Below are 22,927 nucleotides of genomic sequence, written 5' to 3' on the forward strand. Positions count from 1 at the left end.
TGAACACCTCACTGCATCTGAAGCCGCAGCACGAACTCTCTCGGCGGCGTGACGCCCATCAGGTTCTGCACGAAATAATCCCACCGTCGGCGCAGGAAGTAAGGATCGTAGCTGGCCGAGGGCGCCTTGGGATTGCCCAGATCGACCAGGCCGTGATTGCGGTTGGGCAGAATCAGCATGTCGAAGTCCTTGTTCGCGGCAATCAGCGCGTCAGCCAGCTGCAGCATGTTGCTGACGTGGACGTTGTCGTCCAGGTCGCCGTGGACCAACAGCAACCGTCCCCGCAGTTGCGAGGCGAGCGCCGCGTTGGCTTGATTCAGATAGTTGTCGCCGACCGGATAGCCCTGGAACCGTTCGCCCCATTCCGCCCAGTAGCTGCGCTGATCGTGATTGCCGGCGGACGACACCGCTACTTTATAGAACTCCGGATACTTCAACATGGCTCGAGCCGATGCATAGCCGCCGCCGGAGTGACCGTAAATGCCGACGCGCTCCAGATCGATGAACGAGTAGCGCCCGGCCAATGTCTCGATCGCGGCGACGTGATCCTCCAGCGCGCCGGCCGCGCCCATGTTGCCGTAGGCGTACTCACGAAAAGCTCGCGACCGCCAGGGTGTGCCTCTGCCATCGACCGTGATGACGATGAAGCCCAACTCCGCGAGTGCCAGGTCGTCTTCACGATGAGCGCTGCCTTCCAGACTGAAGGTTTTCGGGGTGCGAATGTGCTGCGGCCCGGGATAGATCGCATCCAGCACCGGATAGCGACGTTTCGGATCGAAGTTGGACGGACGCAGGATCATGCCGTACAGATCCGTTCGACCGTCGCTGGCCTTGACCGTGAAAGGCTCCGGAAAACGCCAGCCTGTGGCCAGCAACGGCGCAAGATCCGCTTTTTGAAGTGTCCGCACCGCCCGTCCATCCGCGGCACGCAACACCGTCACCGGCGCCAGATCGATTCGGGAATACGTGTCGACGAAGTATCGTCCGTTAGGCGAGAACACGATGCTGTGATCGGCCGGCTCGGGGGTCAGCAACTTCGGCCTGGCACCCTCCAATCCGACGCGATACAGAAATCTCAGGTAGGGATCCTGGCCCGTCTCCGCGCCGCCCGCGGTGAAATAAATCTGTCCCCGTTCTGCATCGATGTAGTGAATGTCGCGCACCGCCCAGTTGCCGCGAGTCAATTGCTTTTTGATGGCACCGGTCCGCCCATCGACCAGGTAAAGGTGGTTCCAGCCATCGCGCTCAGAGGTCCACAGCAGATCGTTGCCTATCATCCGCAGCTGCGAGTTGCGATTGATGTATGTATCGGTAAGCTCCTCCAGCGCAGTCCGCACTTGCGCAGTGCTCGCATCGGCGACGTGCAGCCTGGCGCTCTTGAATCCTCTCGTCTCCTCCAGAAAAAACACTTGCGTGCCGCGCTCGTTCCAGCCCATCTGCAATGGGAAGCTGGTCATGCGTACGAACGGAGCAAGATCGAGCGGCTGCACCTGCGCGCTGCGCAGATCCACGAGCACCATCTTCACCTTTGGCACCCCGGCATCCCCGGGCATCGGATACGGGAATCGGTGCATCCGTGGGCGCGCTTCAGGCACCGTTTGCAACATGCCGATCTCCGTCACCTCTCGCGCATCGATGCGGTATGTCAGCAGCCGCGTCGAATCCGGTGAGAAAACGACTTCGATCTCGGGTGGATTCTTGCGCAGAGCGTCGGTGACCGGCGTCAAGCTGATGCCGCTGTCGCTGGCGTAGTCGTTGCGTGGTTCGCCATCGTGGGTCAGCGCACGCTCCTGGTTGGTCTGTGTATCGCGCGACCAGAGATTGTGGTCGCGAATGAAAACCGCCCAGCGCCGGTCCGGAGACAACACTTCTCCGGGCTTCGCACCCACCGGTTGTTGCTGGACCGAGCAGCGATAAGCGCTGAGCTCACAACGCCAGCTCACATCGTCCAGCATGAAGGCAATGGACTCGTCGTTGTCACCAAACTCGATCGAGTCGAACGGCAGGTCCCGCGCGCTGTACACCTTGCTCGCAGTGGAGATGCCAGCGGCCAGCCGCGCGTGATCGAACGCAGGTTGCTGCGTACCGCGCGCCGGATCGACGCGCAGGAACGTTTTCACGCCGGCATGCTCATCGAGGTACCAGAACTGATCGCCCTGACCGATCCAATGCGGATCGAGACTGGTGCGAGAAACCAGCGTGTGCGCGCTCTGCATGCGAGCCGCCCGTTCGTAGTCCGATATCGTGCCCTGCGCGAACACCGCAGAGCTCAATCCGCACAAGCACAGAACTGACCAGGCACATTTCATTTCGAGCGCTCACTGGACGGCACCGGCTCCGGGCGCGGCACATGCGGAATGCTGACGATGCGGCCCTCTTGCAGGACCACGTGACCGTCGCGGATCGCCACGGACAGCTTCTTCAGATCTTCCAGGCGTTCATCCGGCCGGCCATCGAGCACGATCACATCGGCCAGCTTGCCCGGTTGCAACGTGCCGAGCTTGTCATCCATGCCCAGGATCTGTGCATTGGTGCGCGTGGCAGCGACCAACGCCTGTGACACTGTGTAGCCACCGGCCACGAACTGCTGCAGCTCGGTGATGTACGACTGCGGCAGGTAGCGAAACCAGTCGGTCACCAGATCCGTCCCCACACCCATGCGGATACCGGCCTGCTTCATCTGGCGGAACAGGGCCAGGTTCGCCGCCTTGGAGAAACTGAAGCGCCGCGACGTGGAATCGAAATAGCCGCCGTCCAGATCGAAGATATAAATGTAGGGAACCAGCGTCGGCACCGAATCGACCTTCCGGCTCGCCATCAAACGAATGGTCTCCGGCGTGCGCGGTAGCGGATGCTCCACCGAATCCACGCCAGCCTCCACGGCCCACTGGATGTATTGAGTCTCGGCGTCGACGGTCACTTTCAATCCAAGCGAATGAGCTTCGTCGATCGCGGCCCTCACTTCCTCACGTGAGTAGTGACTGGCGAGCTTGATCAGATCCGCGCCGCGTTTGAACTGCTCTCTCACCGCCTCGCGCCAATCGTCCGGCCCGGAAGCTTCGCGGGTTCTGCCGTTGGACGCTCCGTGACAGGAAGGTCGCAGTCCTTCGGCACCGTGACCACCCGTGCCCGTGATCAACTGACCGGCCGCGAAAATGCGTGGACCGGCAATTCGATTCTGCGCGACCCATCGCTTCAGAACGAACGGCACCGCGCCCTGACCGCCGACATCGCGCACCGTTGTAACACCGGACTCCAGGAAATAGCGCAGACGCTCAGCGCCGCGTAGCGCGGCGGCGGCATCGTCATCCGCTTCTTCAGACGGCGTCTCCGGCTCTGAATAGCTCAGATGGGTATGCAGATCGATCAGGCCCGGCATGACGGTCCGGCCCGACACATCGATCACTCGCGCCTGCGACGGCCATTGCGTCGAACTCGCGGGCAGCACCGCGCTGATGCGATTGCCTTCGATGACGACATTCGCATCGACAGCAGCGGCACCCGTGCCATCGAATACGCGCCCGCCTTTGAGGACCAGCCAGCCCTCGGGGCCGCGTGGCCCCGGTGCGGCAGGAACCTGGCGCGGATCGTCCGACACGACGGTCGTCGGATCCAGCCATTGCTTGCGATCGTACAATCGCTCCTGAGCGGCGCAGAGGCTGGCGCTCAACAGCGCCAGCGCCAGCAGACATCTCGAGCCCGTCACCATCGATACGACACGCTGCCGATCACCTGGCGAGGCGGATTGACCTGCAATCCGAACCACATCGCCTCGGAGTACGAGCGGTAGTACTTCGTATCGAGCAAATTGGTCGCTGCAATCTCATAGCGCCAGCGATCCCGATCGTAGAACAGGCGCAGGTCCACTTCGGTGAATCCGCCAAGATCGAAGGCGACCGGCCGCGCATAGTTGGCTGCGTCGAATGTTTCCATACCCGACTTGCGTACCACGCCGGCACCGACGCCGGCGCCACGCAACACGCCTTCCTGGAACTGATAGCTGGTGAACAGCGACAAGCCGAAATCCGGCGCATTCGCGGATTGGAACCCGGCGTACTGCCCCTCGATGAACTCAGCCTCCAGCCAGGCGACCGAGCCGAACACTTCCCAGCCGGGCAGCACGGTTCCCTGGAACTCCACTTCCACGCCACGACTGCGTTGCGTGCCGAGCGGCAACACGAAGCCCGGATGAGCCGGATCGCGTTGCTGAATATTGGTCCGGCGCATGTCGAATACGGCGGCGCTATAGAACATTCGACCATTGAGCGCATCGCCCTTCACCCCCACTTCGTACGCTTTGCCTTCCTCCGGCCCAGCCAGGCCGCCGCTGAACAGCAGCCCCCCGCGCGGCTCGAAGGTTTCGCCATAGCTGCCATAAATATTCAGTTGCGGCGTCAGTGCGTACGTCACACCGCCCTGCATCGTCACTTCCGACGCTTTCAGCTCACTCCATGCGCCATACGGTATCCCGGAATAATCTTGCAGGTCCGGGATATCCCCGCCGCGACGATGGTTGCGCGTCACGTCGCGCGAATAACGTGCGCCGACGGATAGGGTGAGATCATCTATCGGCCGCACCAGTACCTGCGCAGTGACGCCGGATATCTCACGGCGATTCTCCGAGTCATTGAAGAAGTCATAGTCCGCCGCCGAGCGATGCGCCGGGATGTTGGACCAGTCGGGATGCAGGATGCTGAAGCCCGCCGGACCAGACTGGCCGAAATCCAATGTATCGGTATTCAGCTCGGCATAGTCGGCGCCGAAGAACAACGTGTGCCGATGGCCGAAGGCTTCCACGTCGCCGAACAGATTGACTTCCGCCGCATACACTTCGTTCTCTTGTTCGCGACCGTAGAGGTAAGCGAACGTGTCGCCGGCTTGATCCGTGTTCCAGGTCTGGAAGGCGTCCGCCTCGCCGGTGACCTTCTGATACTGCACGTTGCCGCGCAGTTGCCAGCGGTTCTCGAAGCTGTGCTCCAGCACGGTCTGCGCGAAGGTCGCTTCCTTCTCCGTATGATTCCACGGCGCTCCGCCAGAACGGTCGCGCGGCGTGCGCGGCACGACGAAATTGCTCGGAATCAGCTGATCTGGATCGCTCTCGTCGGTGCCGATGAACTGCGCACCGAAACCGAATGATGGCGAGTAGACGTATTTCTGGTAGATCACGCGCGCCGTAACAGACGTAGCATCATCGATTTGATACTTCAGCGTCGGTGCGAGTGCCGTGACCCGTGAGCCGTCGACGTCGAGATAGCTATCGTCGTCCTGCGCGGCACCCACCAATCGATAGCTGAAGCGTCCCGCATCGTCGATCGGGCCGTGCACATCGGCTTGAACGCGACGGTGCTCATAGCTGCCGTACTCCAGATCGAGCTCGGCGCCAAAGCTGTCGGTGGGCGCCTTGGAAATGGCGTTGAGGGTTCCGGAAATGGAGTTCTGGCCATACAGCGTCGAGGTCGCGCCCTTCACCACCTCGAAGCGCTCGAACGGCGACAGATCCATGTCGATGTTGGCCGTCATCCGGAAGCCGTCGACCTTGATGGCATTGATGCCCTGCTGCAGGAAGCCGCGATAGTAGTTGCGGGGGAATCCGTCGCGCGCGTGCGAGACGCCGCCGGAGGCGTCGACTTTGTAGATGTCCTCGAAACTGGTGATGCTGGCGAAGTCGAGCAGATCCTGCGTGATCACCTTGACGCTCTGGGGCGTGTCCTTGAGCGACAACGGCATCTTGAGCGCACTCTGCGCGTCCGCAAATTTGAATTGCGTCGCGCGGACCACCACCTCCTCCAATTCGGTTTTTTCGCCGTCGGCGGCGGCGTTTGCCAGACCGGCACCGACGCATAACGACATGCCGACCGCACCGAGTGCGGAATGCTTCTTGATCATTGAGCTCCCCTTACATTTTTTGTCGGTTGACCGTCGAGGAGCGGCGCCTGCTCCCTCAGGTGTTGCATCAGGCTCAGCAGCGTGCGATCGCGCCGCTGCTGATGCCGCACGATGTCGTCGCTCTTCATGGTCGCTATCAGGTACTCGTGGATGCGCTCGATCAACGCGTGATCCCAGCGATAGTCGGCGCGAATGTCCGCCATCAGACGGCGGGCCCCCGCTTCGTCCGTCAACATGTATTCGTGGTAACCGCGCGTCGCATTCAGATGGCTGGTTTCGAACGGGCCGAGAAACGCCCAGCGCAATCCCAGCCCGTGCTTGATCGCGGCATCGATATCTTTCGGCTCGCAATAGCCCTCGCCGACCAGATGCAGCGCCTCGCCGATCAGCGCGTACTGCAGCCGGTTGATGACATAGCCGTTGATCTCGCGCTTCAGATCGATCGGCACCATGCCCAGCGACATCACCAGCGTGCGACATGCAGTGACGGCCCACTCCTGCGTCCACGGCGTCGGGCAAATCTCCACGGCACGCAGGATGTGCGGAGGATTCACCGGATGAACCAGCAAACAGCGGCTGGCTCCCGGCAGCCCTTCGGTGAATTTCGAGACCGGCAGTTCGCCGGAAGAACTCCCGATCGTGATCGATGGCGCGGTGAGCGCGTCGAGCTCGACGAAGACCCGGCGCTTCACCGCCGGATCGTCGGAGACGCTCTCTTGCACGTGCTGTACGCCATCGAGCGCGCTGGTGAGCGACGTGGCGCCATGAATGCGTTCCCGGAGAAGCTCCTTTCGTGCCAGCAGGCCAGCGGCCACGAAGTCATCCGCCGCCGCATCGATGAAAGTCCAGGCGCGCGACAGCGCCGCCTCGGAGATGTCGAAGAGCCGCACCTGCGCGCCTCCCATCGCGTAGGCGATGGCCCAGCTGCGTCCGATATTTCCAGCGCCGACGCAGGCGACCCGCGGTGATTTGAATTCTGTTGTCTCAGCCATGGCCCCGAAGCATCCCCGATGGCGACAGCGCGACTGTCGCCGGTGAGGTCATCTTGCGGTAATCCTGGCTCAGCAACAGGCCCAGCACGGGCGATGCTCACAGACCCAGAGCACGCGTGCGGCTACTCGCCCTGCAATACGCGCAGCTTCCGTTCCTCGACGTCCAGAGAATTCCGGTGGCTCGCCGCGAGGTGCCAGAACAGAGCACCGGCGAACGCCCACAACAGCATCAATATCCACTGCAGCAGGCCGCCGCCGGCCAGCGCGGTCACGATACCGGCAGCGATGAGCCCGATTGAAAGCGCCACGGCGAGCCAGGGCAGCAGCGTTCCCTCGCTCACCCGATAGGGTCGAGCGTCGTTCGGGCGCAAGCGTCGCAGCTTGATCAAGCCGGTGCACACCAAAGCGAACACCACGAGCAAGGGCACCGCCGCCATGTCGACGATCGGTCCCAAGGCGTTGCGGCCGAGCAACCCCATCGCCACCGCCAATGCGGAGATGAAGAGTGTCGCGCGCAACGGCACCGGGGGCTCACCGGCGCGAGGCGGGCGCTCGTGCGCGAAGAACGGCAGCGTCACTCCCGCCCGCGCCATTCCCTGCAGCACGCGAGCACCGGACATCAGATTCGCATTCCAGCCAGTCAGGATGCCACTGATGCCGGCGAGGATGGCGAGATAGGCCAGCCAGGGTTGGCCCAGTCCCTCTTTGAACGCCGAGAAAATCGGCAGCGTCGATGCCTGCAGTGCCGAGCGCTCCATCGAGACCGCGGCCGCGAGAATCGCGCCTCCATAAAAGACGAAAGCACCGGCAGTGGCGAGCCCGACGATGGCTCCCAGCGATTGCAGTCGTACACCTGGGCGCCGATCGCGAACTGCCTGGGGCAGCACATCGAAGCCGGCGAAAAAAAACGGCGTCATGACCGCCACCGACAACACGCCGATCCAGGCCGGCGCGGTTTCCTGAACGGCGAACAGAGGGTTGAGATATTCGCTCCGCCCCAACAGCAGCGCGCAGCCGAACAAGGTGATGCCGATGACGATCTTCATGACGACCAGCGCGTCCTGAAAAACCGCGCGCGGCCCGACGCCGCGCAGATTCACGATCGTTATCGCCACCACGCCGCCCAACCCAAGCAACACATCGCCCAACCGCACCTGGCCCGCGAACGCCTCGTAGACCACCGGCCCACCCAACGCGGGCAGCACGGTTTCCAGCAGCCACGCGATGGTCACGAAGTACCAGCCGCAAGTGGCGGCATACATCAGCACCAGAAACCATCCAGCCGCCGCCGCCGCGCGTTCGCCGAACGCTTCGAAGACGTAGGCCATCGAGCCATTGGCATCGGGAAACATCGCCATCATCTCGGCGAAGCACAGGCCGATCAGCCACATGATCAGCGCACCGACGCCGAACGCGAGCAACGCGCCGGCCGGGCCCGCTTCATTGATCCACAGGCCCGTGGCTACGATCCAGGCGACGCCTATGATCGTGCCGAACAGCACCGTGAACAGCTGAAACGGTCCCAGTCCGGGGCTGCGCTTCACTGCCAGGCCGCCTCGCATACGCGCAACCAGTTGCGCCCGAGAATGTCCTCGATCTCCTCGTTGGTGAAGCCGCCGGCCAACAGGCCAGCGACGATCTCGGGCAGTTGCTCGGGCAACACATAGGAGAAGCCGGGCCAATGCGGGTCGGCGGCCACCGGCCATTCATCCGGACGCGACCGAATCCAGGCCGAGATCGCCGCGCCGTCGAAGACGACGTCCAATCCCAGCCCCACGTGCTTCGGCCCGACCAGCTGACAAACGTGCTCGATATGACGCACCACTGCCGACGCGAGATCGTCGTGGCTGCCCAGATAGCCGCTGCAGCCGGAGATGCCGACGAGGCCGCCCGTTGCCGCGACGGCGCGGATCTGTTCGTCGCTGATGTTTCGAAAGCTAGGCGCCAACGCAGCGGCGTTCGAATGACTGAATACCATCGGCCGCCGCGCCCTCGCCAGCGCGTCGAGCGAGGTGCGCGGGCCGCAATGACTCAGATCGACCAGCACGCCCACGCGCTGCATCTCCTCGACGACGCGTGCGCCGAATCGCGTCAGCCCGCCATCGTTCGCATCCGCGCACCCGCCGCCAGCGCTGTTGGCGGAGTTGAATGCAAGCAGGTTGTGACGAATGCCCAGATCTCTGAACGCCTCGATCAGATCCAGATTGCGCTCCAGGCAGCGCGTGCCTTCGAAATGCAGAGCGACCGCAAGTTTGCCGGCGCGGCGCGCCGCCTCGATATCGCCGATCCGGTGCACGATCTGCACCTCCGGCAGCGCTGCGAGACGCCGTCGCGCGTCGGCCACGATGGCCAGGGCTTGCGCACTGTTGTGACGATCGCCGGCGAGCGTCACCGACAACAGATTCACGCCGGCGTGCTTGAAGCGGAGCAGCTTGCTGTAGTCATTGCCCACGGTGTCGGCGGGGTCGAAGTCCAACGGCCACACCATGTCGCAGATCAGCGCGTCGCGACAGAGCTGCTCGGCGCGCTCGGCAAAGACATCCGACTGCATCATCTTTCCCCCTCCCCCTCACTTTGGATTCTCTAGCCTAGAGGGCGATGGTGGCGCTCGGACAGACCCAAACATCGGTAACACCCCAGGCCCAGCCCAGGGCATTGCGACGCTATGACGTTCCGTTCGCCGCGGCCGGAGCGTTGACCAGGGCCGCCAGGGTCTCGACCGCGTCTCGAATGACCTCGAGCGGCAACGACGAGAAGCCGAACACCAGGCCGGCGCTGTCGCGGCCGTCGCGATAGAAATTCTTCAGCGGCACCAGGATGATCCCGGCCTTGGCCGCCTTCGCCACCAGAGCATCCAGCGACATCCGGTTCAACAGGCGCGGCGTCATGAAGCCCAGCAGATGCAGCCCGGTCACGTCGGGTTGGATCTCGATCAGACCCGTCAGATGCTCGCGCATCGACGCGAGGAGCGCCGACTGTCGCTCGCGATACACCTGACGCATGCGCCTCAAGTGCGTCGCGAAGTGCCCACGGCCGATGAAGCTCGCCATCACCGGCTGCTCCAGGATCGATGGATGGTTGTCGATGGCGTCGCGCGCGCTGCTGAAATCGTTCACCAGCCCCGGGTGCATCACCATGTAGCCCATCCGCAGCGACGGAAAGATCGATTTCGAAAACGTGCCGATGTAGATCACGCGGCCATCGCGATCGAGGCTCTTGAGCGTCGCCAGCGGCGTGCCGGTGTAACGAAACTCGCCGTCGTAATCGTCTTCCAGCACCCACGCGTTGGCAGCGGCGGCCCAATCGAGCAATTCCCGACGTCGTTGCAGACTCATCGTCATGCCGAGAGGATGCTGATGTGCGGGCGTCACGATTGCCATGCGAGCGTGCGGCGCGCGGCGGATGCCTTCGCTGACGATCATGCCCTGCTCATCGATCGGCACATCGACCGGCACCAGTCCATTCGCCTCCACCATGGCGTAGACCTCACGCGCAGTCGCCTCCTCGATCCAGATGGCATCGCCGGGCTGCATCGCCAGGCGCATGCATAGATCCATGGCATGAAAGCCACCGCCCGTGACGATCACATCCTCGGCATCGCACGTCAGGCCGCGCATCGTGCTGAGATACTGTGCGATCGCCGAGCGCAGTGGCAGATAACCCCGGGGGTCGGCACTGTCGATCACCACCCGCCGCGGCTTCGACCAGTGACTGCGATAAAGATCCACCCAGACGTCGAATGGAAACTCCTCGCTCTCCGGGTGACCAAGCTCGAATGGCCGGGCGGACTGCGCGCAGCGCGCTCGTCGATGCGTCGATATGCGAACGCCGCGGCTGGAGAGAATGCTCGATGCGGGAGTCGGCACTTCGGCCGGCAAGATCGGCCGCTCGGCGAAGAAATAACTGTCAGGCGCCCGCTCCGCGACCACCGTGTTCATGCGCGCGACGCCGACCAGATAGCCTTCGGCGATCAACTTCTCGAACGCCGCCTTGACGGTATTGCGCGAACAGTCCAGCTCATCCGCCAGGATGCGAGTCGATGGCATCGGCGTGCCCGCGGCTAGCCGGCCGCCGGCAATCGCCGAGGCAATCTGTTCACTCAGTTGATCGCTCAGCGGCTGCGCACTGGCCCGGTCGAGCGACAGCCCGAGCAGAATGAACAGCGACGCCCCTGCGTCGCTCTTCGCGCGACCGGTCATGTCAGCACTCCGCAACGGCTCAATGCCAGCGATACTGCAACCCGACGCCGAGAAAATCTATGGATTCGTTTTCGACCCTATAGCGGGTCCAGCCGCCCGTGAACGCCAGGCCGCTGTCGAACCCGTATTCGAGCCCGGCGCCGTACGTGAGATCGAAGCCACTGTCTTCACGCTTCAGGAAGTCGCCGCCGGAGTTGCGCAGGGTGTAGTCGGCATTCCACGCGAAGGCGCCGAGCTGCGCCACCATCTCGAACCTCTTGCCCAACGGATAGCGTCCTGCGACGTTGAAATCGAAGCCGCTGGCGAGGGTGACAGATGCTTTTCTATTCCCACTCGATCGTGGCCGGCGGCTTGCCCGAAATGTCATACGTCACGCGCGAAATCCCGTTGACCTCGTTACAAATCCGCCGGGCCACGAGATCCAGGAACTCATAAGGCAGACGCGACCAGCGAGCCGTCATGAAGTCGATGGTTTCCACGGCACGCAGCGCGATGACATAGTCATAACGACGGCCATCGCCCATCACGGCCACCGAACGTACTGGCAGAAACACAGCGAACGCCTGGCTGGTGCGATCGTAGAGATCGTGTTTGCGCAGCTCGTCGAGGAAGATCGCATCGGCCTTGCGGAGCAGATCGGCGTACTGCTTCGTCACTTCACCAAGGATGCGAACGCCGAGGCCCGGGCCCGGGAACGGATGGCGATACACCATCTCGCGCGGCAGGCCGAGTTCGACACCGAGCTTGCGCACTTCGTCTTTGAACAGCTCACGCAGTGGCTCGCACAGCTTGAGGTTCATCTTCTCCGGCAGACCGCCGACGTTGTGATGACTCTTGATCACATGCGCCTTGCCCGTGCGGGCACCGGCGGACTCGATGACGTCCGGATAGATCGTGCCCTGCGCGAGGTAGCGGATGCCCTGCAGCTTGCCGGCCTCTTCTTCGAACACTTCGACGAACAGACGACCGATGATCTTGCGCTTGCGCTCCGGGTCCGTCTCGCCCTTCAGCGCCGTGAGGAAACGTTCCTCGGCGTTGACCCGAATGACGCGCACGCCCATGTGCTTGCCAAACGTTTCCATGACCTGATCGCCTTCTCCTTCCCGGAGCAGGCCGTGATCGACGAACACGCAGGTGAGCTGATCGCCAACCGCGCGATGTAACAATGCGCCGACGACGGATGAATCGACGCCGCCCGACAGGCCGAGCAGCACGTTGTCACGGCCGACCTGCTCGCGAACGCGAGCGATGGAATCGCTGATGATATTGCCCGGGCTCCAACGCGCTTCGCAGCCGCAGATCTCACGCACGAAGCGTTCGAGGATCTTTTCGCCCTGGAGCGTGTGAGTCACTTCCGGATGGAACTGCACCGCGTAGTAGTGACGCGACTCATCGGCCATCGCCGCCAGCGGCACGCTGTTGGTGAAACCGACTGCGACGAAGCCCGGCGGCAGTTCATCGACTTTGTCACCGTGGCTCATCCACACATCGAGCAACGGCCTGCCCTGCTCGTCCTTGTGATCGAACAAACCCTCGAGGAGTTTGCACGGCACCGATGACGTCACCTGCGCGTAGCCGAATTCACGATGTTTGCCGGCAGTGACGCGACCGCCGAGCTGCGCGGCCATTGTCTGCATGCCGTAGCAAATGCCCAGCACCGGCACCCCACTTTGGAACACTGCTTGCGGCGCCGTCGGACCTTTGGTGTCCGTGACCGACTCCGGGCCGCCCGAGAGAATGATGCCTTTGGCACCAAACTCGCGAACCTCGGCGTCTGTGACATCCCAAGGCAGGATCTCGCAGTACACGCCGCTTTCGCGCACGCGCCGGGCAATCAGCTGAGTGTATTGCGCGCCGAAATCGAGGATCAGAATGCGGTGCGCGTGGATGTCGGAGCGAGGCAAGGTATCAGCTGACACGGTAGTTGGGTGCTTCTTTTGTGATCGTCACATCATGCACATGGCTTTCGCGCACACCGGCGTTCGTGATGCGCACGAACTGCGGCCGCGTCCGCATTTCTTCAATGGTGCGGCAACCGGTGTAACCCATCGCTGCCCGCAAGCCGCCGGCCAGCTGGTGCAGGATGGTGACAACAGAACCCTTGTACGGCACGCGGCCTTCGACGCCTTCCGGCACCAGCTTTTCCAGCTCCGCGGTCGCATCCTGGAAATAGCGGTCCTTGGAACCGTGGGTCTGAGCCATGGCACCGAGCGAGCCCATGCCGCGATACGACTTATAGGAGGCGCCTTGATACAGCTCCACTTCGCCCGGCGACTCTTCGGTGCCGGCGAACATGCCGCCGCACATCACCGAATTCGCACCGGCGACCAGCGCCTTGGCGATATCGCCGGAGAAGCGAATGCCGCCGTCCGCGATCAGCGGCACGCCGGAATCCTTCAACGCAGCGGCCACGTTGGCCACCGCCGTGATCTGCGGAACGCCGACGCCGGCGACGACGCGAGTGGTGCAGATCGAGCCGGGACCGATGCCGACCTTCACGCCGTCCGCGCCCGCCTCGACCAACGCCAGAGCCGCGTCGGCGGTAACAATATTGCCGCCGATGACTTGCTGATCGCGCCAGGTCTGCTTGATCTCGCGGACCATCTGAATCACGCCGCTCGAATGGCCGTGCGCGGTGTCGACGATGATCACGTCGACGCCGACTTCACGCAGGGCGGCGACCCGCTTCAGCGTGTCCGCCCCGGTACCGACAGCGGCACCGACGCGCAGCGCACCTCGATCGTCCTTGGCGGCACGCGGGAATTCGGTGGCTTTCTGGAAGTCCTTGACCGTGATCATGCCCTTCAAGTTGAAGTTGGCATCCACGACCAGCACCTTCTCGATGCGATGCTTGTGGAGCAATGCCAGCACTTCGTCCTTCGGCGCGTTCTCGCGCACTGTAACGAGGCGTTCTTGCGGGGTCATGACGGTGGAGACCGGGGCGTCGAGCTTGGTCTCGAACCGCAGGTCGCGGTGAGTCACGATGCCGACCGCCTTCGAGCCGACCACGACCGGCACGCCGGAAATGTTCTTGGAGCGGGTCAGCTCCAGCACTTCGCGAATGGTCTTGTCGGGGGAGATGGTGAATGGGTCGTGGATCACGCCGCTTTCGAACTTCTTCACCTTGCCCACTTCGCGGGCCTGAGCCTCGATACTCATGTTCTTGTGAATGATGCCGATGCCGCCTTCCTGCGCGATGGTGATCGCCAGGCGCGCCTCGGTCACGGTGTCCATGGCGGCGGACAGAATGGGTAGATTGAGACGGATCGAGCGCGTGAGTTGCGTGCTTAGGTCAGCGTCGCGCGGCAAGAAATTGGAATAAGCCGGGACTAGAAGCACGTCGTCGAAGGTGAGTGCTTCCTCGAGAATACGCATGGTGGAGGCCTGCGGGATATCGATGAAAGCACGCCATTGTACGCGGCGGAGCCCCTCCGGTAAATGCACGTACCCGATGTCGGGCATCGGACGCGCCGGGCAACGCCGGACGTGCGCACCCGAGACGTAGGCTGTAGCCTTCCGGCCCATGAATCGTGAGCTGGAATTCGACTTCTCGGCGCCGCCGGCCGCCCCCAAGGCGGCCGATGAGCCTGCGCCCGCCCCGCGCCCCGCCGAGCCGGTGACCAAAAAGGCCGCTCCGCCGGGGCGCAAGACTGCCCGGACGCCCGTTCGCGCGCCGATAGAAGATGTCGATGACGACCAGCCCGCCGCGCCGACCGAGCCTGAACGCGACGTCTACACCCCCGGCCGCCTGAACAAGGAGGCTCGCATGCTCCTGGAGCGCGGGCTGCCGTCGCTGTGGCTGGAAGGCGAGATTTCCAACCTGTCGCGGCCCTCGTCCGGGCATTGGTACTTCTCGCTCAAGGACGAGTCCGCCCAACTGCGTTGCGCCATGTTCCGTCAAAAGAACCTGGGCGCCCGCTTCACCCCGAAGGACGGCATGCATGTGCTGACCCGCGGGCGCGTGAGCCTGTACGAGCCTCGCGGCGACTACCAGTTCATCGCGGATCACATGGAAGAAGCCGGCGAAGGCGTGCTCCGTCGTCGGTTCGAGTTGCTCAAGACCAAGCTCGCCGCTGAAGGCCTGTTCGATGCGAGCCGGAAGAAAGCTCTGCCTCGCCTGCCCCGACGGATCGGCGTTGTGACTTCTCCCACCGGCGCGGCCGTGCGCGACGTGCTCAACATTCTGCGTCGCCGGTTCTGCACGATTCCGGTGTTGATCTATCCGGTTCAGGTGCAGGGTGAGAGCGCGGCCGGTCAGATCGCCCGGACCATTCGCATGGCCTCGGCTCGCGCTGAGTGCGATGTGCTCATCGTTGCCCGCGGTGGCGGCTCGCTCGAGGATCTGTGGGCGTTCAACGAGGAAGTGGTCGCGCGCGCCATTTTCGATTGCCAGATTCCGATCGTGTCCGGGGTCGGCCACGAGGTCGATTTCACGATCGCCGATTTCGTGGCCGACGTGCGTGCGCCGACGCCGTCCGGTGCGGCCGAGATCGTCGCGCCCGATTGCAACGAGTGGACCCGCAGCGTCGACCTGCTCGGTCGTCGTGCGCGAAACGCTATGGTTCGAAGCATGGCCGCCCGACAGCAACGACTCGTGTGGCTGGAACGGCGGCTCGCGCAGGTTCATCCCGGCGTGGAGCTGCGACAGAAGGCGCAGCGTCTCGATGATTTGGAACAGCGCCTGACTCGTTGCATGCGACACGGATTGTTTCAGCGCCGACATACGCTCGTGGAGCTTGCCGCGCATTTGCGGCAGCGCTCGCCTGCCCTGCGCGTTTCCGCTGCTCGCGGCAGATTGGAGATTGCTCGCAAGACGCTGGGCACTTCATTGCAACGGCGCGTGAGTGTGGCCGAGAGCCGGCTGCGTCACGCTGCCAGCAATCTGCGCCAACAGTCGCCCGCTCCTCGCATCGTGGCCTTGCGCCGCCGAGTTGAGATTGCCGATCGGAGCATGGAGACGTCGCTGCAACGTCAGCTGCGCAATCTGGAAGCACGCTTCAAACTCGCCGCCGGCAAGTTGAATACGGTGAGTCCGCTGGCCACATTGCAACGAGGCTATGCCATCGTCACGGACGCCCAGGGCACGGTCGTTACGGATGCAACGTCGGTGAGCAAAGGCGACATGATTCAGACCCGTTTGTCCCGCGGCACGGTACAAGCTCGCGTCGAGCAAATCACGCCGCATCGAGATGACGAGAACCAATGACTTCGACGACTCGGGCCTTGACGCTACGCCTCGCCACTTCCCTGCTGCTGCTCGCCGGCGTCGCCGCCGGCGCCACTGAGCTACCGACAGAAAGCCGCGTTCCCGGCGGCATCGCGTTCATCCCCGTGCCGGGCGCCGATCTGGCGCCGACGGTCCTGTTCAATACGCATCGGGTCGCTGTGGTTCGGCGTGACGAACAATGGCTCGCGGTGGTTGGCATTCCCCTGGCTGAGAAACCCGGCGAGTTGAAAATCAAAGTCAGCACGCCGAACGGCACGACCGAGGTGCCCTTCACCATCACCGACAAGAAATATAAGACCCAGTATCTGACCATCAAGGATCAGCGCAAGGTCGAGCCCAATCCGGACGATCTCAAGCGCATCGGCGCGGAAACGAAGCGCTCGGACGTCGCGCTGTCGAAATTCACCGCGCTACCGACGCCATCGCTGCAATTGCTCGCGCCCATCGAAGGCGTGCGCTCCGATTCCTACGGCTCACGCCGCGTCTTCAACGGCCAACCGCGCAGCCCTCACTCCGGCATGGATATCGCCGCCGCCAAAGGCACCCCGATCAAATCCCCCGCCGCTGGCACGATCGTCGAAGCCGGCGAGTTCTTCTTCAACGGCAACACGCTGTACATCGATCACGGCGACGGCCTGGTGACCATGTACTGCCACCTCGACACGATCAAAGTGAAACTCGGCGACCGCGTCACCCAAGGCGAAGTCATCGGCACGGTCGGCGCGACCGGGCGCGTGACCGGGCCTCATCTGCATTGGGGGGTGGCGTTGAATCGGGCGATGGTGGATCCGGCCTTGTTTATCGGCAGCAAGTAGCTACTCGACATTCAGCGAGTAGCTGGTACTCCGCCCACCGCCGGGATCTTTTTTCAGCGCCTCTCTGTCGACCAGGTCGAGGATGTCGCGATAAGCGGTGTCTTGGGAGCACTTGGCGAGCGCGGCCCACTTCGACGTTGTGAGTTTGCCCTCAAAGCCGTCGAGCAGGCGGTTCAATACCTTGATCTGCCGTTCATTCAACGGCTCCTTGGCAAATCGCTCCCAGAAACGCGCCTTGTTCAGCACGCCACCGAGCAGTTGCTGTGAGCCTTCCATCGCACGCAACAGACAGCTCAGAAACCATTCGTGCCACGCGGTTACGTCGAGTCCGCCTTTTTGAGTGCGCTCCAGCGTCAGATAGTAGTCGTCGCGCTCGCGACGTATCTGGGCCGACATGCTGTAGAAGCGCTGGTGCGACCCTTCCGAACGCGCCAGCGCCATATCGGCTATCGCACGCGCGATCCTGCCGTTGCCGTCGTCGAATGGATGGATGGTCACAAACCACAGGTGCGCAAGACTCGCGATCAGCAGCTCATCCATCTCGCCAGGCTTGTTGAACCAGGTCAGGAATTTCTTCACCTCGCCACGCAGCCGTTTCGCGGGCGGCGCCTGGTAATGAACTTTTTGTTTGCCGACCGGGCCGGAGACCACTTGCATCGGCCCGTCGTGATCGTCACGCCATTTGCCGACCAGGATGTCGCGCATCGCGCTGCGTGCCGTCGGAAACAACGAGGCATGCCATGCAAACAGCCGCCGGTCGGTCAGCGGCTGCACAAAATGGCCGGTGGCATCGAGCATCATTTCAACGACGCCGTCGACGCTGCGGTCCGAGCGGACCAGCCCGCCGATATCCAGGCCGAGCTGGCGCGCTATGGAGGATCGGACCTGATCGCCGTCGAGCTTCTCGCCTTCGATCTCGCTCGACTTGAGCACCTCCTGGGTCATAGCCCGCAAGTGCGCTTCGCCACGCAGATCGAAGCCCAACGCCTGCATCTTGCCCAGCAGTCGCCCCTGCTCCCTGGTGACGCGGGTGAGCAGCGGCGCGAGCCTGGGCCCGTCCCAGCTCAGCCTCGGCCAGTCCTGCATCTGCCAGATGTACACGCGCCATTCTCCGCGGAATGTGCGGAGATTATGCGGCCGGCGGGTCCCCCAGGCAAGCTAATCTCCGCATAAGATGCGGAGATTAGCCTCCCTATTCTCCGCACGACCCCGCTACGACCTAGGAATTCGCCAGCTTCAGATCCGCCAGGAAGTCGCTGATCACCGGCCGGAAGCGGTCCATGTCGACCAGGAAGGAATCGTGGCCCTGGATCGAGGCGAGGCGGGCGAATTGCACGGTGCGGGTGCCGTTGCTCAGGCCGTCGGCGAGCTCCTGTTGTTGTTCGATGGGGAACAGCAGGTCGGTCTCGACGCCGATGATCAACGCGCGTTCGACGGTGAACCGGCGCAGCGCTTCGGCGACCGAGCCGCCGTGGTCGGCGAGGTCGAACAGGTCCATGGCACGTGAGATGTAGAGATAGCAGTTCGGGTCGAACTGGCCGATGAATTTGACGGCGTGATTCTCCAGATACGACTCGACTTCGAAGTCGATGCCGAACGGGTCGCCCGGCTTGCGCTCGGCATTGGCGCGCTCACGGCCGAAACGCTGCAGCCATTCCTTCGCGGAACGATAAGTGATCATGCCGAGCTTGCGAGCGAGGCGCATGCCTTGCACGGGGATCGCATCGTTCGCGTAGTTGCCGTCCAGCCAGGCCGGATCTTTGCGAATCATCTCTCGCTGCAGAGAGCGCAGAGCAATGGCGAATGGCGTGGAGCGGGCGGCGGAGGAAATGGACACGAGCGCCCGGGCGCCTTCAGGAAACAATGCGCAGTAAGCCAGAACCGTCATGCCACCGAGCGAGGGGCCGACGACGGCGGCGAGTTTCTTGATCCCCAAGGACGCGACGACTTCATGGCCGGCGCGGGCGATGTCTTCGACGGTGAGCACGGGGAACGTCAGTCGATAGCACTGACCGGTGGACGGATTGATCGATGCGGGCGAGGTCGAGCCGAACGGGCTGCCGAGCGAGTTCACGCAGATCACGAAGAAGCGACGCGTGTCGATGGGACGGCCCGGGCCGATCATGTCTTCCCACCAGCCCGGCGCGGGATCCTCGGTGGAGGATGCTGCGTGGGCCGACGGGGACAGGCCGGTGAAGATCAGGATGGCGTTGTCGTTGCAGAAACTCAGGTCGCCCCAGGTCTCGTAGGCGATCTGCACGTCCGGCAAGGCGCCGCCGCGCCGCATGGGAAACGGCCGGTCGAGCTTGAGAATTTTGCGGGCTGAAGCCATGAGTCAGTCCAGAACCGGATTGTTACCGGCAGTGTAAACCCGTGCCCGACAACCGGACATCGCGGCCCGCTATATGCAGATGCCGCCCGGTCAGTGCTTCTTCGGAGCGCGCTTCGCCCTGCGTTGCTCGGTCCGGCGCTGGCGCGGTGTCAGCGGATTTCTCTTGCCCTTGAACGGATTGTCATCGGTACGGAATTGCACACGCACCGGCGTGCCTTCCAGGCGGAAGTTCTTGCGAAACACGTTCGCCAGATAGCGCTTGTATGCATCCGGGACGTGCTGGATCTGGTTGCCGTGGACGACGATGATCGGCGGGTTGCGTCCGCCCTGGTGGGCGTAGCGCAGTTTGATGCGACGGCCGCGAACGAGAGGCGGCTGGTGCTGTTCCATGGCCGTCTCGAGCACACGCGTCAACTCCGGCGTCGCCATCTCTCGCATCGACGCGTCGTACGCGTGCTTCACAGCTCGCATCAACTCGCCGACGCCGGTGCCGTGCAGGGCTGAAATGAAATGTACCGGGGCGAAATCCAGGAACGGCAGGCGCAGATCCAGGCCCGCGCGAATCTCGTCTCGCTTGTCCGAAGGAATGCCGTCCCACTTGTTGACGGCGATCAACAACGCGCGCCCGCGCTCCGCGACCATGCCGAACAAGCTCGCATCCTGTTCGGTCACCGCATCGTGAGCATCGATCACGCCGATCACGACGTTTGCCGAATCGACCGCCTGCAGCGCCTTGATGACACTGAACTTCTCGATCGCCTCTTCGACACGGGCGCGGCGACGCACGCCGGCGGTATCGATCAATGTATACGTTTGACCATCACGCTCGAACGGCACGAACACCGCGTCGCGCGTGGTGCCTGGTTGATCGAAGGAGATCAGCCGCTCTTCGCCCAGCAGACGATTGATGAGCGTCGACTTGCCGACGTTGGGCCGGCCGATGACCGCGACTCGAACGTCGTCCTGTCCACCGGCAGCGGCAGCGCCTTCCGGCAGCTCGATGCCTTCGAGCGCCTCATCCATCACCGTCCGCACATTGTCGCCGTGCTGGGCGGAGATCGCGCGAGGTTCGCCCAAACCAAGGCCATAAAAATCCGCGCCGGCGGTGGCGGAATCGACGCCTTCCGCTTTATTCGCAACCAGGAACACTTTCTTGTTCAGCTTGCGAAGCGTCTGCGCGATGTAATGATCGTCCGGCGTCACACCGCTGCGGGAGTCGACCAGAAACAAAACTCGATCGGCCTCCTCCACCGCGCGCAGCGCCTGCTTGACCATGTGTTGCTCGACGCCTTGCGCGTCGATGACCAGGCCGCCGGTATCGACGACCACATACGGGATCGAGCCGACTTTGCCGTAACCGTAATTGCGGTCGCGCGTCAGGCCGGGCATGTCCGCGACCAGAGCGTCGCGGGTGCGCGTGAGGAAGTTGAATAACGTCGACTTACCGACGTTGGGGCGACCGACTAGAGCAACGACAGGCAGCATGATGAGTAACTGGAAATAACGAATGAGTGCGTGCTGCCCGAGAGCAGCGGCCGATTATTGGCCGCTGTCTGCCGTTTTGACTTCGCGGGACTTGCTGCGAAATGCGAGCAGCTTGCCCGAGTCGGTCTGCACGAACACGCGTTCGGCGTCGGCGACCGCGGCATTGGTGATGCGCTCGCCGTCGGTCTTCTGCCGAGCGACCAGAGCACCCGTGGCCTTGTCGAGCCAGTGCATGTAACCCTCGAAGTCGCCGACCACCAGCGCGTCGCCATCGATGGCCGGCGCGGTCAGGCCGCGACGTCTCATCGCGTTCTGTTCCCACTGCACGGCGCCGTCACTGCGACGCATGGCGATCACCACGCTGTCCGAGTTGGTGAGATACAGATTCTGCTCGTCCATGGCGAAGCCGCGATAGCTCGAAGCATCGCGCGCCCACCAGATCTGGCCGGAATCGCGCGCCAGCATCGCGACCCGTCCCTGGAAGCCGACGACGAAAATGTCGTCGCCCGAAACACGTGCCGGCGAATCGATGTCGGCGAGACGCTCCAGCTCGGTACGGCCGCGCGGCGAGTTCACGATCGTGTCCCACATCACTTCGCCGTTACGCGGATCGATGGCGAGCACCTTGCCATTGTCGAAGCCGGCGATGATGCGATCGCCCGCCAGCACCGGCGGCGCCGTGCCACGCAGAGTGAGTCGGGGCACCTGCTCGTCGACCGCCCACTTGGTCGAGCCATCGGCAACCGACAGGCCTTCGACGTGACCATCGACGGTGCGGATCACGACGATGTCGTTCACGACCAGCGGTTGGGCGAGGATCTCGCTCGCGATCGCCCTCTTCCAGCGTTGCGCGCCGTTGCTTGCATCCAGCCCGATGATGTCGCCGTCGCTCGAGCCGAGCACGACCAGCCCGCCGCCGACTTCCGGCCCCGCCGACAGCGCCAGCTTGGTCTTCACGATCCAGTTGCGCTTGCCCGTAGCGGCGGCCACGGAGATCACCTCACCGTCGTGAGAGGCCGCGTACACATTGCCTTCGACGACGTTCGGCTTCAGCGCCAGGCGCAGCCGCTCGGAATCGCCGCCCAGGCCCGCCGACCACACGCGATGCACGTCGCGGGTTGCCTTGAGCTCGGTCAGCTCCGCCGGCGGATCGACCTCCTTGTCATTGTCGCAGCCGAGCATGACGAGCAAGGCTGTCGCGGCGGCGGCGATGCGCGCACCACGATACAAACGGTTCAAGGAAGTCTTCTTGTCGATCATGGCTGACCCTCGGCCTTCGCCTCCGGCTTGGTCTCGGGCGTGGCGGCTTTCTTGTCGCCCCCCACGTCCTGCAGTTTCATTTCGAGCAACGTGCGATCGATCGAACGATCGGCGCTCGGATCGATGTTAGCCGTCAGCGCCGCCGCATACTCGGCCCGCGCGCCTTCGGGGTTGCCTTTCGCAACCTGAGCATCGCCCCGGATCTCGCGAACCTGCGGCCCGAATGCCCCCGCCTTCTCCGGATTCAGCAAGCTCAGCACTTCGTCGTGCTTACCTTGCTGAAGCAGCACACGAGCGACCCGCAAGCGCGCCACCCAGGCGAGCTCGGTATCGGCGGACTCATCGGCCACGGCCCGCAGCAGCGGCAGAGCTTCGTCGTACTTGCCGTCCTCGACGTGCTGCTTGGCCAGCAACAGCCGGCTCTGCTGCGTGTAGGGTGACTTCTTGTGATCGGCCACGAGCGTGCCCAGCGTGCGATTCGCCGCGTCCAGGTCCTTCTTGTCGATCGCGCCATGGAACTCGTCGTAGAGCTTGGCCGCCTCGGCCGACTGATTCGCGGTGTGCACCTTCCAGTACTGCCAGCCGCCCAGCAGCGCCAGACCCAGCACGATGCCGCCCAGGATCCAGGACCAGTTCTCCCGCCACCAGTTGCGGAGCGCCTCTTCCTGATCGCGATCGGTCAGATAATCTTCGACCATGACTTCGTCTTGCTTTGTAGTAAGGAGTTGGAG

The 22,927-nt window shown here is 63.3% G+C and carries 17 protein-coding genes; 2 read left to right on the top strand and 15 right to left on the bottom strand.

The features are described 5' to 3' along the window. Positions 1–8: 8 nt before the first annotated feature. From EKO19_RS02385 to guaB, 10 genes are all read right to left on the bottom strand, one after another. Positions 9–2,216, bottom strand: a complete 2,208-nt coding sequence (locus tag EKO19_RS02385; protein ID WP_217705089.1) for a S9 family peptidase — start codon at positions 2,214–2,216, stop codon at positions 9–11. Positions 2,217–2,305: 89 nt separating this feature from the next. Then, a complete protein-coding gene (locus EKO19_RS02390; protein ID WP_129774803.1) occupies positions 2,306–3,709 on the bottom strand; it encodes an amidohydrolase family protein in 1,404 nt (467 codons plus the stop codon). Continuing rightward, positions 3,703–5,886 (bottom strand): TonB-dependent siderophore receptor, encoded by a 2,184-nt coding sequence (locus tag EKO19_RS02395; RefSeq protein ID WP_129774804.1) that lies wholly within the window; start codon positions 5,884–5,886, stop codon positions 3,703–3,705. Before EKO19_RS02395 ends, EKO19_RS02390 begins: the two co-directional genes overlap by 7 nt. Continuing rightward, the gene (locus tag EKO19_RS02400; RefSeq protein ID WP_129774805.1) at positions 5,883–6,878 is read right to left on the bottom strand and encodes a 3-hydroxyacyl-CoA dehydrogenase NAD-binding domain-containing protein; all 996 of its coding nucleotides are present in this window, start codon (positions 6,876–6,878) and stop codon (positions 5,883–5,885) included. Before EKO19_RS02400 ends, EKO19_RS02395 begins: the two co-directional genes overlap by 4 nt. 122 nt (positions 6,879–7,000) lie before the next feature. Then, positions 7,001–8,422, bottom strand: a complete 1,422-nt coding sequence (locus tag EKO19_RS02405; RefSeq protein ID WP_157995088.1) for an APC family permease — start codon at positions 8,420–8,422, stop codon at positions 7,001–7,003. Beyond that, complete coding sequence (locus tag EKO19_RS02410; protein WP_129774807.1) at positions 8,419–9,432, bottom strand: dipeptidase; 1,014 nt, start codon at positions 9,430–9,432, stop codon at positions 8,419–8,421. The genes EKO19_RS02405 and EKO19_RS02410 overlap by 4 nt, the downstream gene beginning before the upstream one ends. Before the next feature lie 109 nt (positions 9,433–9,541). Further along, positions 9,542–11,077, bottom strand: coding sequence for a MocR-like pyridoxine biosynthesis transcription factor PdxR (gene pdxR, locus EKO19_RS02415; protein WP_129774808.1), 1,536 nt, complete (start codon positions 11,075–11,077; stop codon positions 9,542–9,544). A gap of 19 nt (positions 11,078–11,096) precedes the next feature. Continuing rightward, entirely contained in the window at positions 11,097–11,444 is a 348-nt protein-coding gene (locus EKO19_RS02420) for an outer membrane beta-barrel protein (RefSeq protein WP_129774809.1), read from the bottom strand. Then, entirely contained in the window at positions 11,401–12,996 is a 1,596-nt protein-coding gene (gene guaA / locus EKO19_RS02425) for a glutamine-hydrolyzing GMP synthase (RefSeq protein WP_246038811.1), read from the bottom strand. Before guaA ends, EKO19_RS02420 begins: the two co-directional genes overlap by 44 nt. Next, positions 12,986–14,452, bottom strand: coding sequence for an IMP dehydrogenase (guaB, locus tag EKO19_RS02430; RefSeq protein ID WP_129774810.1), 1,467 nt, complete (start codon positions 14,450–14,452; stop codon positions 12,986–12,988). Before guaB ends, guaA begins: the two co-directional genes overlap by 11 nt. A 148-nt stretch (positions 14,453–14,600) precedes the next feature. On the opposite strand from guaB, the gene xseA reads away from it, so the two are divergent. Together xseA and EKO19_RS02440 are read left to right on the top strand one after the other, a co-directional pair. Next, on the top strand, positions 14,601–16,283 hold the full coding sequence (xseA, locus tag EKO19_RS02435) for an exodeoxyribonuclease VII large subunit (RefSeq protein WP_129774811.1): 1,683 nt from the start codon (positions 14,601–14,603) through the stop codon (positions 16,281–16,283). Next, entirely contained in the window at positions 16,280–17,119 is an 840-nt protein-coding gene (locus tag EKO19_RS02440) for a peptidoglycan DD-metalloendopeptidase family protein (RefSeq protein ID WP_129774812.1), read from the top strand. The genes xseA and EKO19_RS02440 overlap by 4 nt, the downstream gene beginning before the upstream one ends. On the opposite strand, the gene EKO19_RS02445 is transcribed toward EKO19_RS02440, so the two are convergent. The 5 genes from EKO19_RS02445 to EKO19_RS02465 all read right to left on the bottom strand — a co-directional run bounded on the left by EKO19_RS02445 (position 17,120) and on the right by EKO19_RS02465 (position 22,894). Then, positions 17,120–18,205 (bottom strand): Fic family protein, encoded by a 1,086-nt coding sequence (locus EKO19_RS02445; protein ID WP_129775965.1) that lies wholly within the window; start codon positions 18,203–18,205, stop codon positions 17,120–17,122. 133 nt (positions 18,206–18,338) lie between these two features. Beyond that, positions 18,339–19,451 (bottom strand): homoserine O-acetyltransferase MetX, encoded by a 1,113-nt coding sequence (gene metX, locus EKO19_RS02450; protein WP_129774813.1) that lies wholly within the window; start codon positions 19,449–19,451, stop codon positions 18,339–18,341. A 90-nt stretch (positions 19,452–19,541) separates the two neighbouring features. After that, positions 19,542–20,936, bottom strand: a complete 1,395-nt coding sequence (gene der / locus EKO19_RS02455) for a ribosome biogenesis GTPase Der (protein ID WP_129774814.1) — start codon at positions 20,934–20,936, stop codon at positions 19,542–19,544. A 54-nt stretch (positions 20,937–20,990) separates the two neighbouring features. Beyond that, positions 20,991–22,196, bottom strand: a complete 1,206-nt coding sequence (gene bamB / locus EKO19_RS02460) for an outer membrane protein assembly factor BamB (protein WP_129774815.1) — start codon at positions 22,194–22,196, stop codon at positions 20,991–20,993. Beyond that, entirely contained in the window at positions 22,193–22,894 is a 702-nt protein-coding gene (locus tag EKO19_RS02465; RefSeq protein ID WP_129774816.1) for a YfgM family protein, read from the bottom strand. The genes bamB and EKO19_RS02465 overlap by 4 nt, the downstream gene beginning before the upstream one ends. Between the last annotated feature and the right edge of the window lie 33 nt (positions 22,895–22,927).

Origin of the sequence: Peristeroidobacter soli (genome assembly GCF_004138485.1) — a bacterium.
Lineage (GTDB): Bacteria > Pseudomonadota > Gammaproteobacteria > Steroidobacterales > Steroidobacteraceae > Steroidobacter > Steroidobacter soli.

What these genes read in the sequence shown, in the direction of transcription:
- EKO19_RS02385 (WP_217705089.1), bottom strand. Translation starts at nt 2,216, where the DNA reads ATGCAGAGCGCGCACACGCTGGTTTCTCGCACCAGTCTCGATCCGCAT.
- EKO19_RS02390 (WP_129774803.1), bottom strand. Translation starts at nt 3,709, where the DNA reads ATGGTGACGGGCTCGAGATGTCTGCTGGCGCTGGCGCTGTTGAGCGCC.
- EKO19_RS02395 (WP_129774804.1), bottom strand. Translation starts at nt 5,886, where the DNA reads ATGATCAAGAAGCATTCCGCACTCGGTGCGGTCGGCATGTCGTTATGC.
- EKO19_RS02400 (WP_129774805.1), bottom strand. Translation starts at nt 6,878, where the DNA reads ATGGCTGAGACAACAGAATTCAAATCACCGCGGGTCGCCTGCGTCGGC.
- EKO19_RS02410 (WP_129774807.1), bottom strand. Translation starts at nt 9,432, where the DNA reads ATGATGCAGTCGGATGTCTTTGCCGAGCGCGCCGAGCAGCTCTGTCGC.
- pdxR (WP_129774808.1), bottom strand. Translation starts at nt 11,077, where the DNA reads ATGACCGGTCGCGCGAAGAGCGACGCAGGGGCGTCGCTGTTCATTCTG.
- EKO19_RS02420 (WP_129774809.1), bottom strand. Translation starts at nt 11,444, where the DNA reads ATGACATTTCGGGCAAGCCGCCGGCCACGATCGAGTGGGAATAGAAAA.
- guaB (WP_129774810.1), bottom strand. Translation starts at nt 14,452, where the DNA reads ATGCGTATTCTCGAGGAAGCACTCACCTTCGACGACGTGCTTCTAGTC.
- xseA (WP_129774811.1), top strand. Translation starts at nt 14,601, where the DNA reads ATGAATCGTGAGCTGGAATTCGACTTCTCGGCGCCGCCGGCCGCCCCC.
- EKO19_RS02440 (WP_129774812.1), top strand. Translation starts at nt 16,280, where the DNA reads ATGACTTCGACGACTCGGGCCTTGACGCTACGCCTCGCCACTTCCCTG.
- EKO19_RS02445 (WP_129775965.1), bottom strand. Translation starts at nt 18,205, where the DNA reads ATGCAGGACTGGCCGAGGCTGAGCTGGGACGGGCCCAGGCTCGCGCCG.
- metX (WP_129774813.1), bottom strand. Translation starts at nt 19,451, where the DNA reads ATGGCTTCAGCCCGCAAAATTCTCAAGCTCGACCGGCCGTTTCCCATG.
- der (WP_129774814.1), bottom strand. Translation starts at nt 20,936, where the DNA reads ATGCTGCCTGTCGTTGCTCTAGTCGGTCGCCCCAACGTCGGTAAGTCG.
- bamB (WP_129774815.1), bottom strand. Translation starts at nt 22,196, where the DNA reads ATGATCGACAAGAAGACTTCCTTGAACCGTTTGTATCGTGGTGCGCGC.
- EKO19_RS02465 (WP_129774816.1), bottom strand. Translation starts at nt 22,894, where the DNA reads ATGGTCGAAGATTATCTGACCGATCGCGATCAGGAAGAGGCGCTCCGC.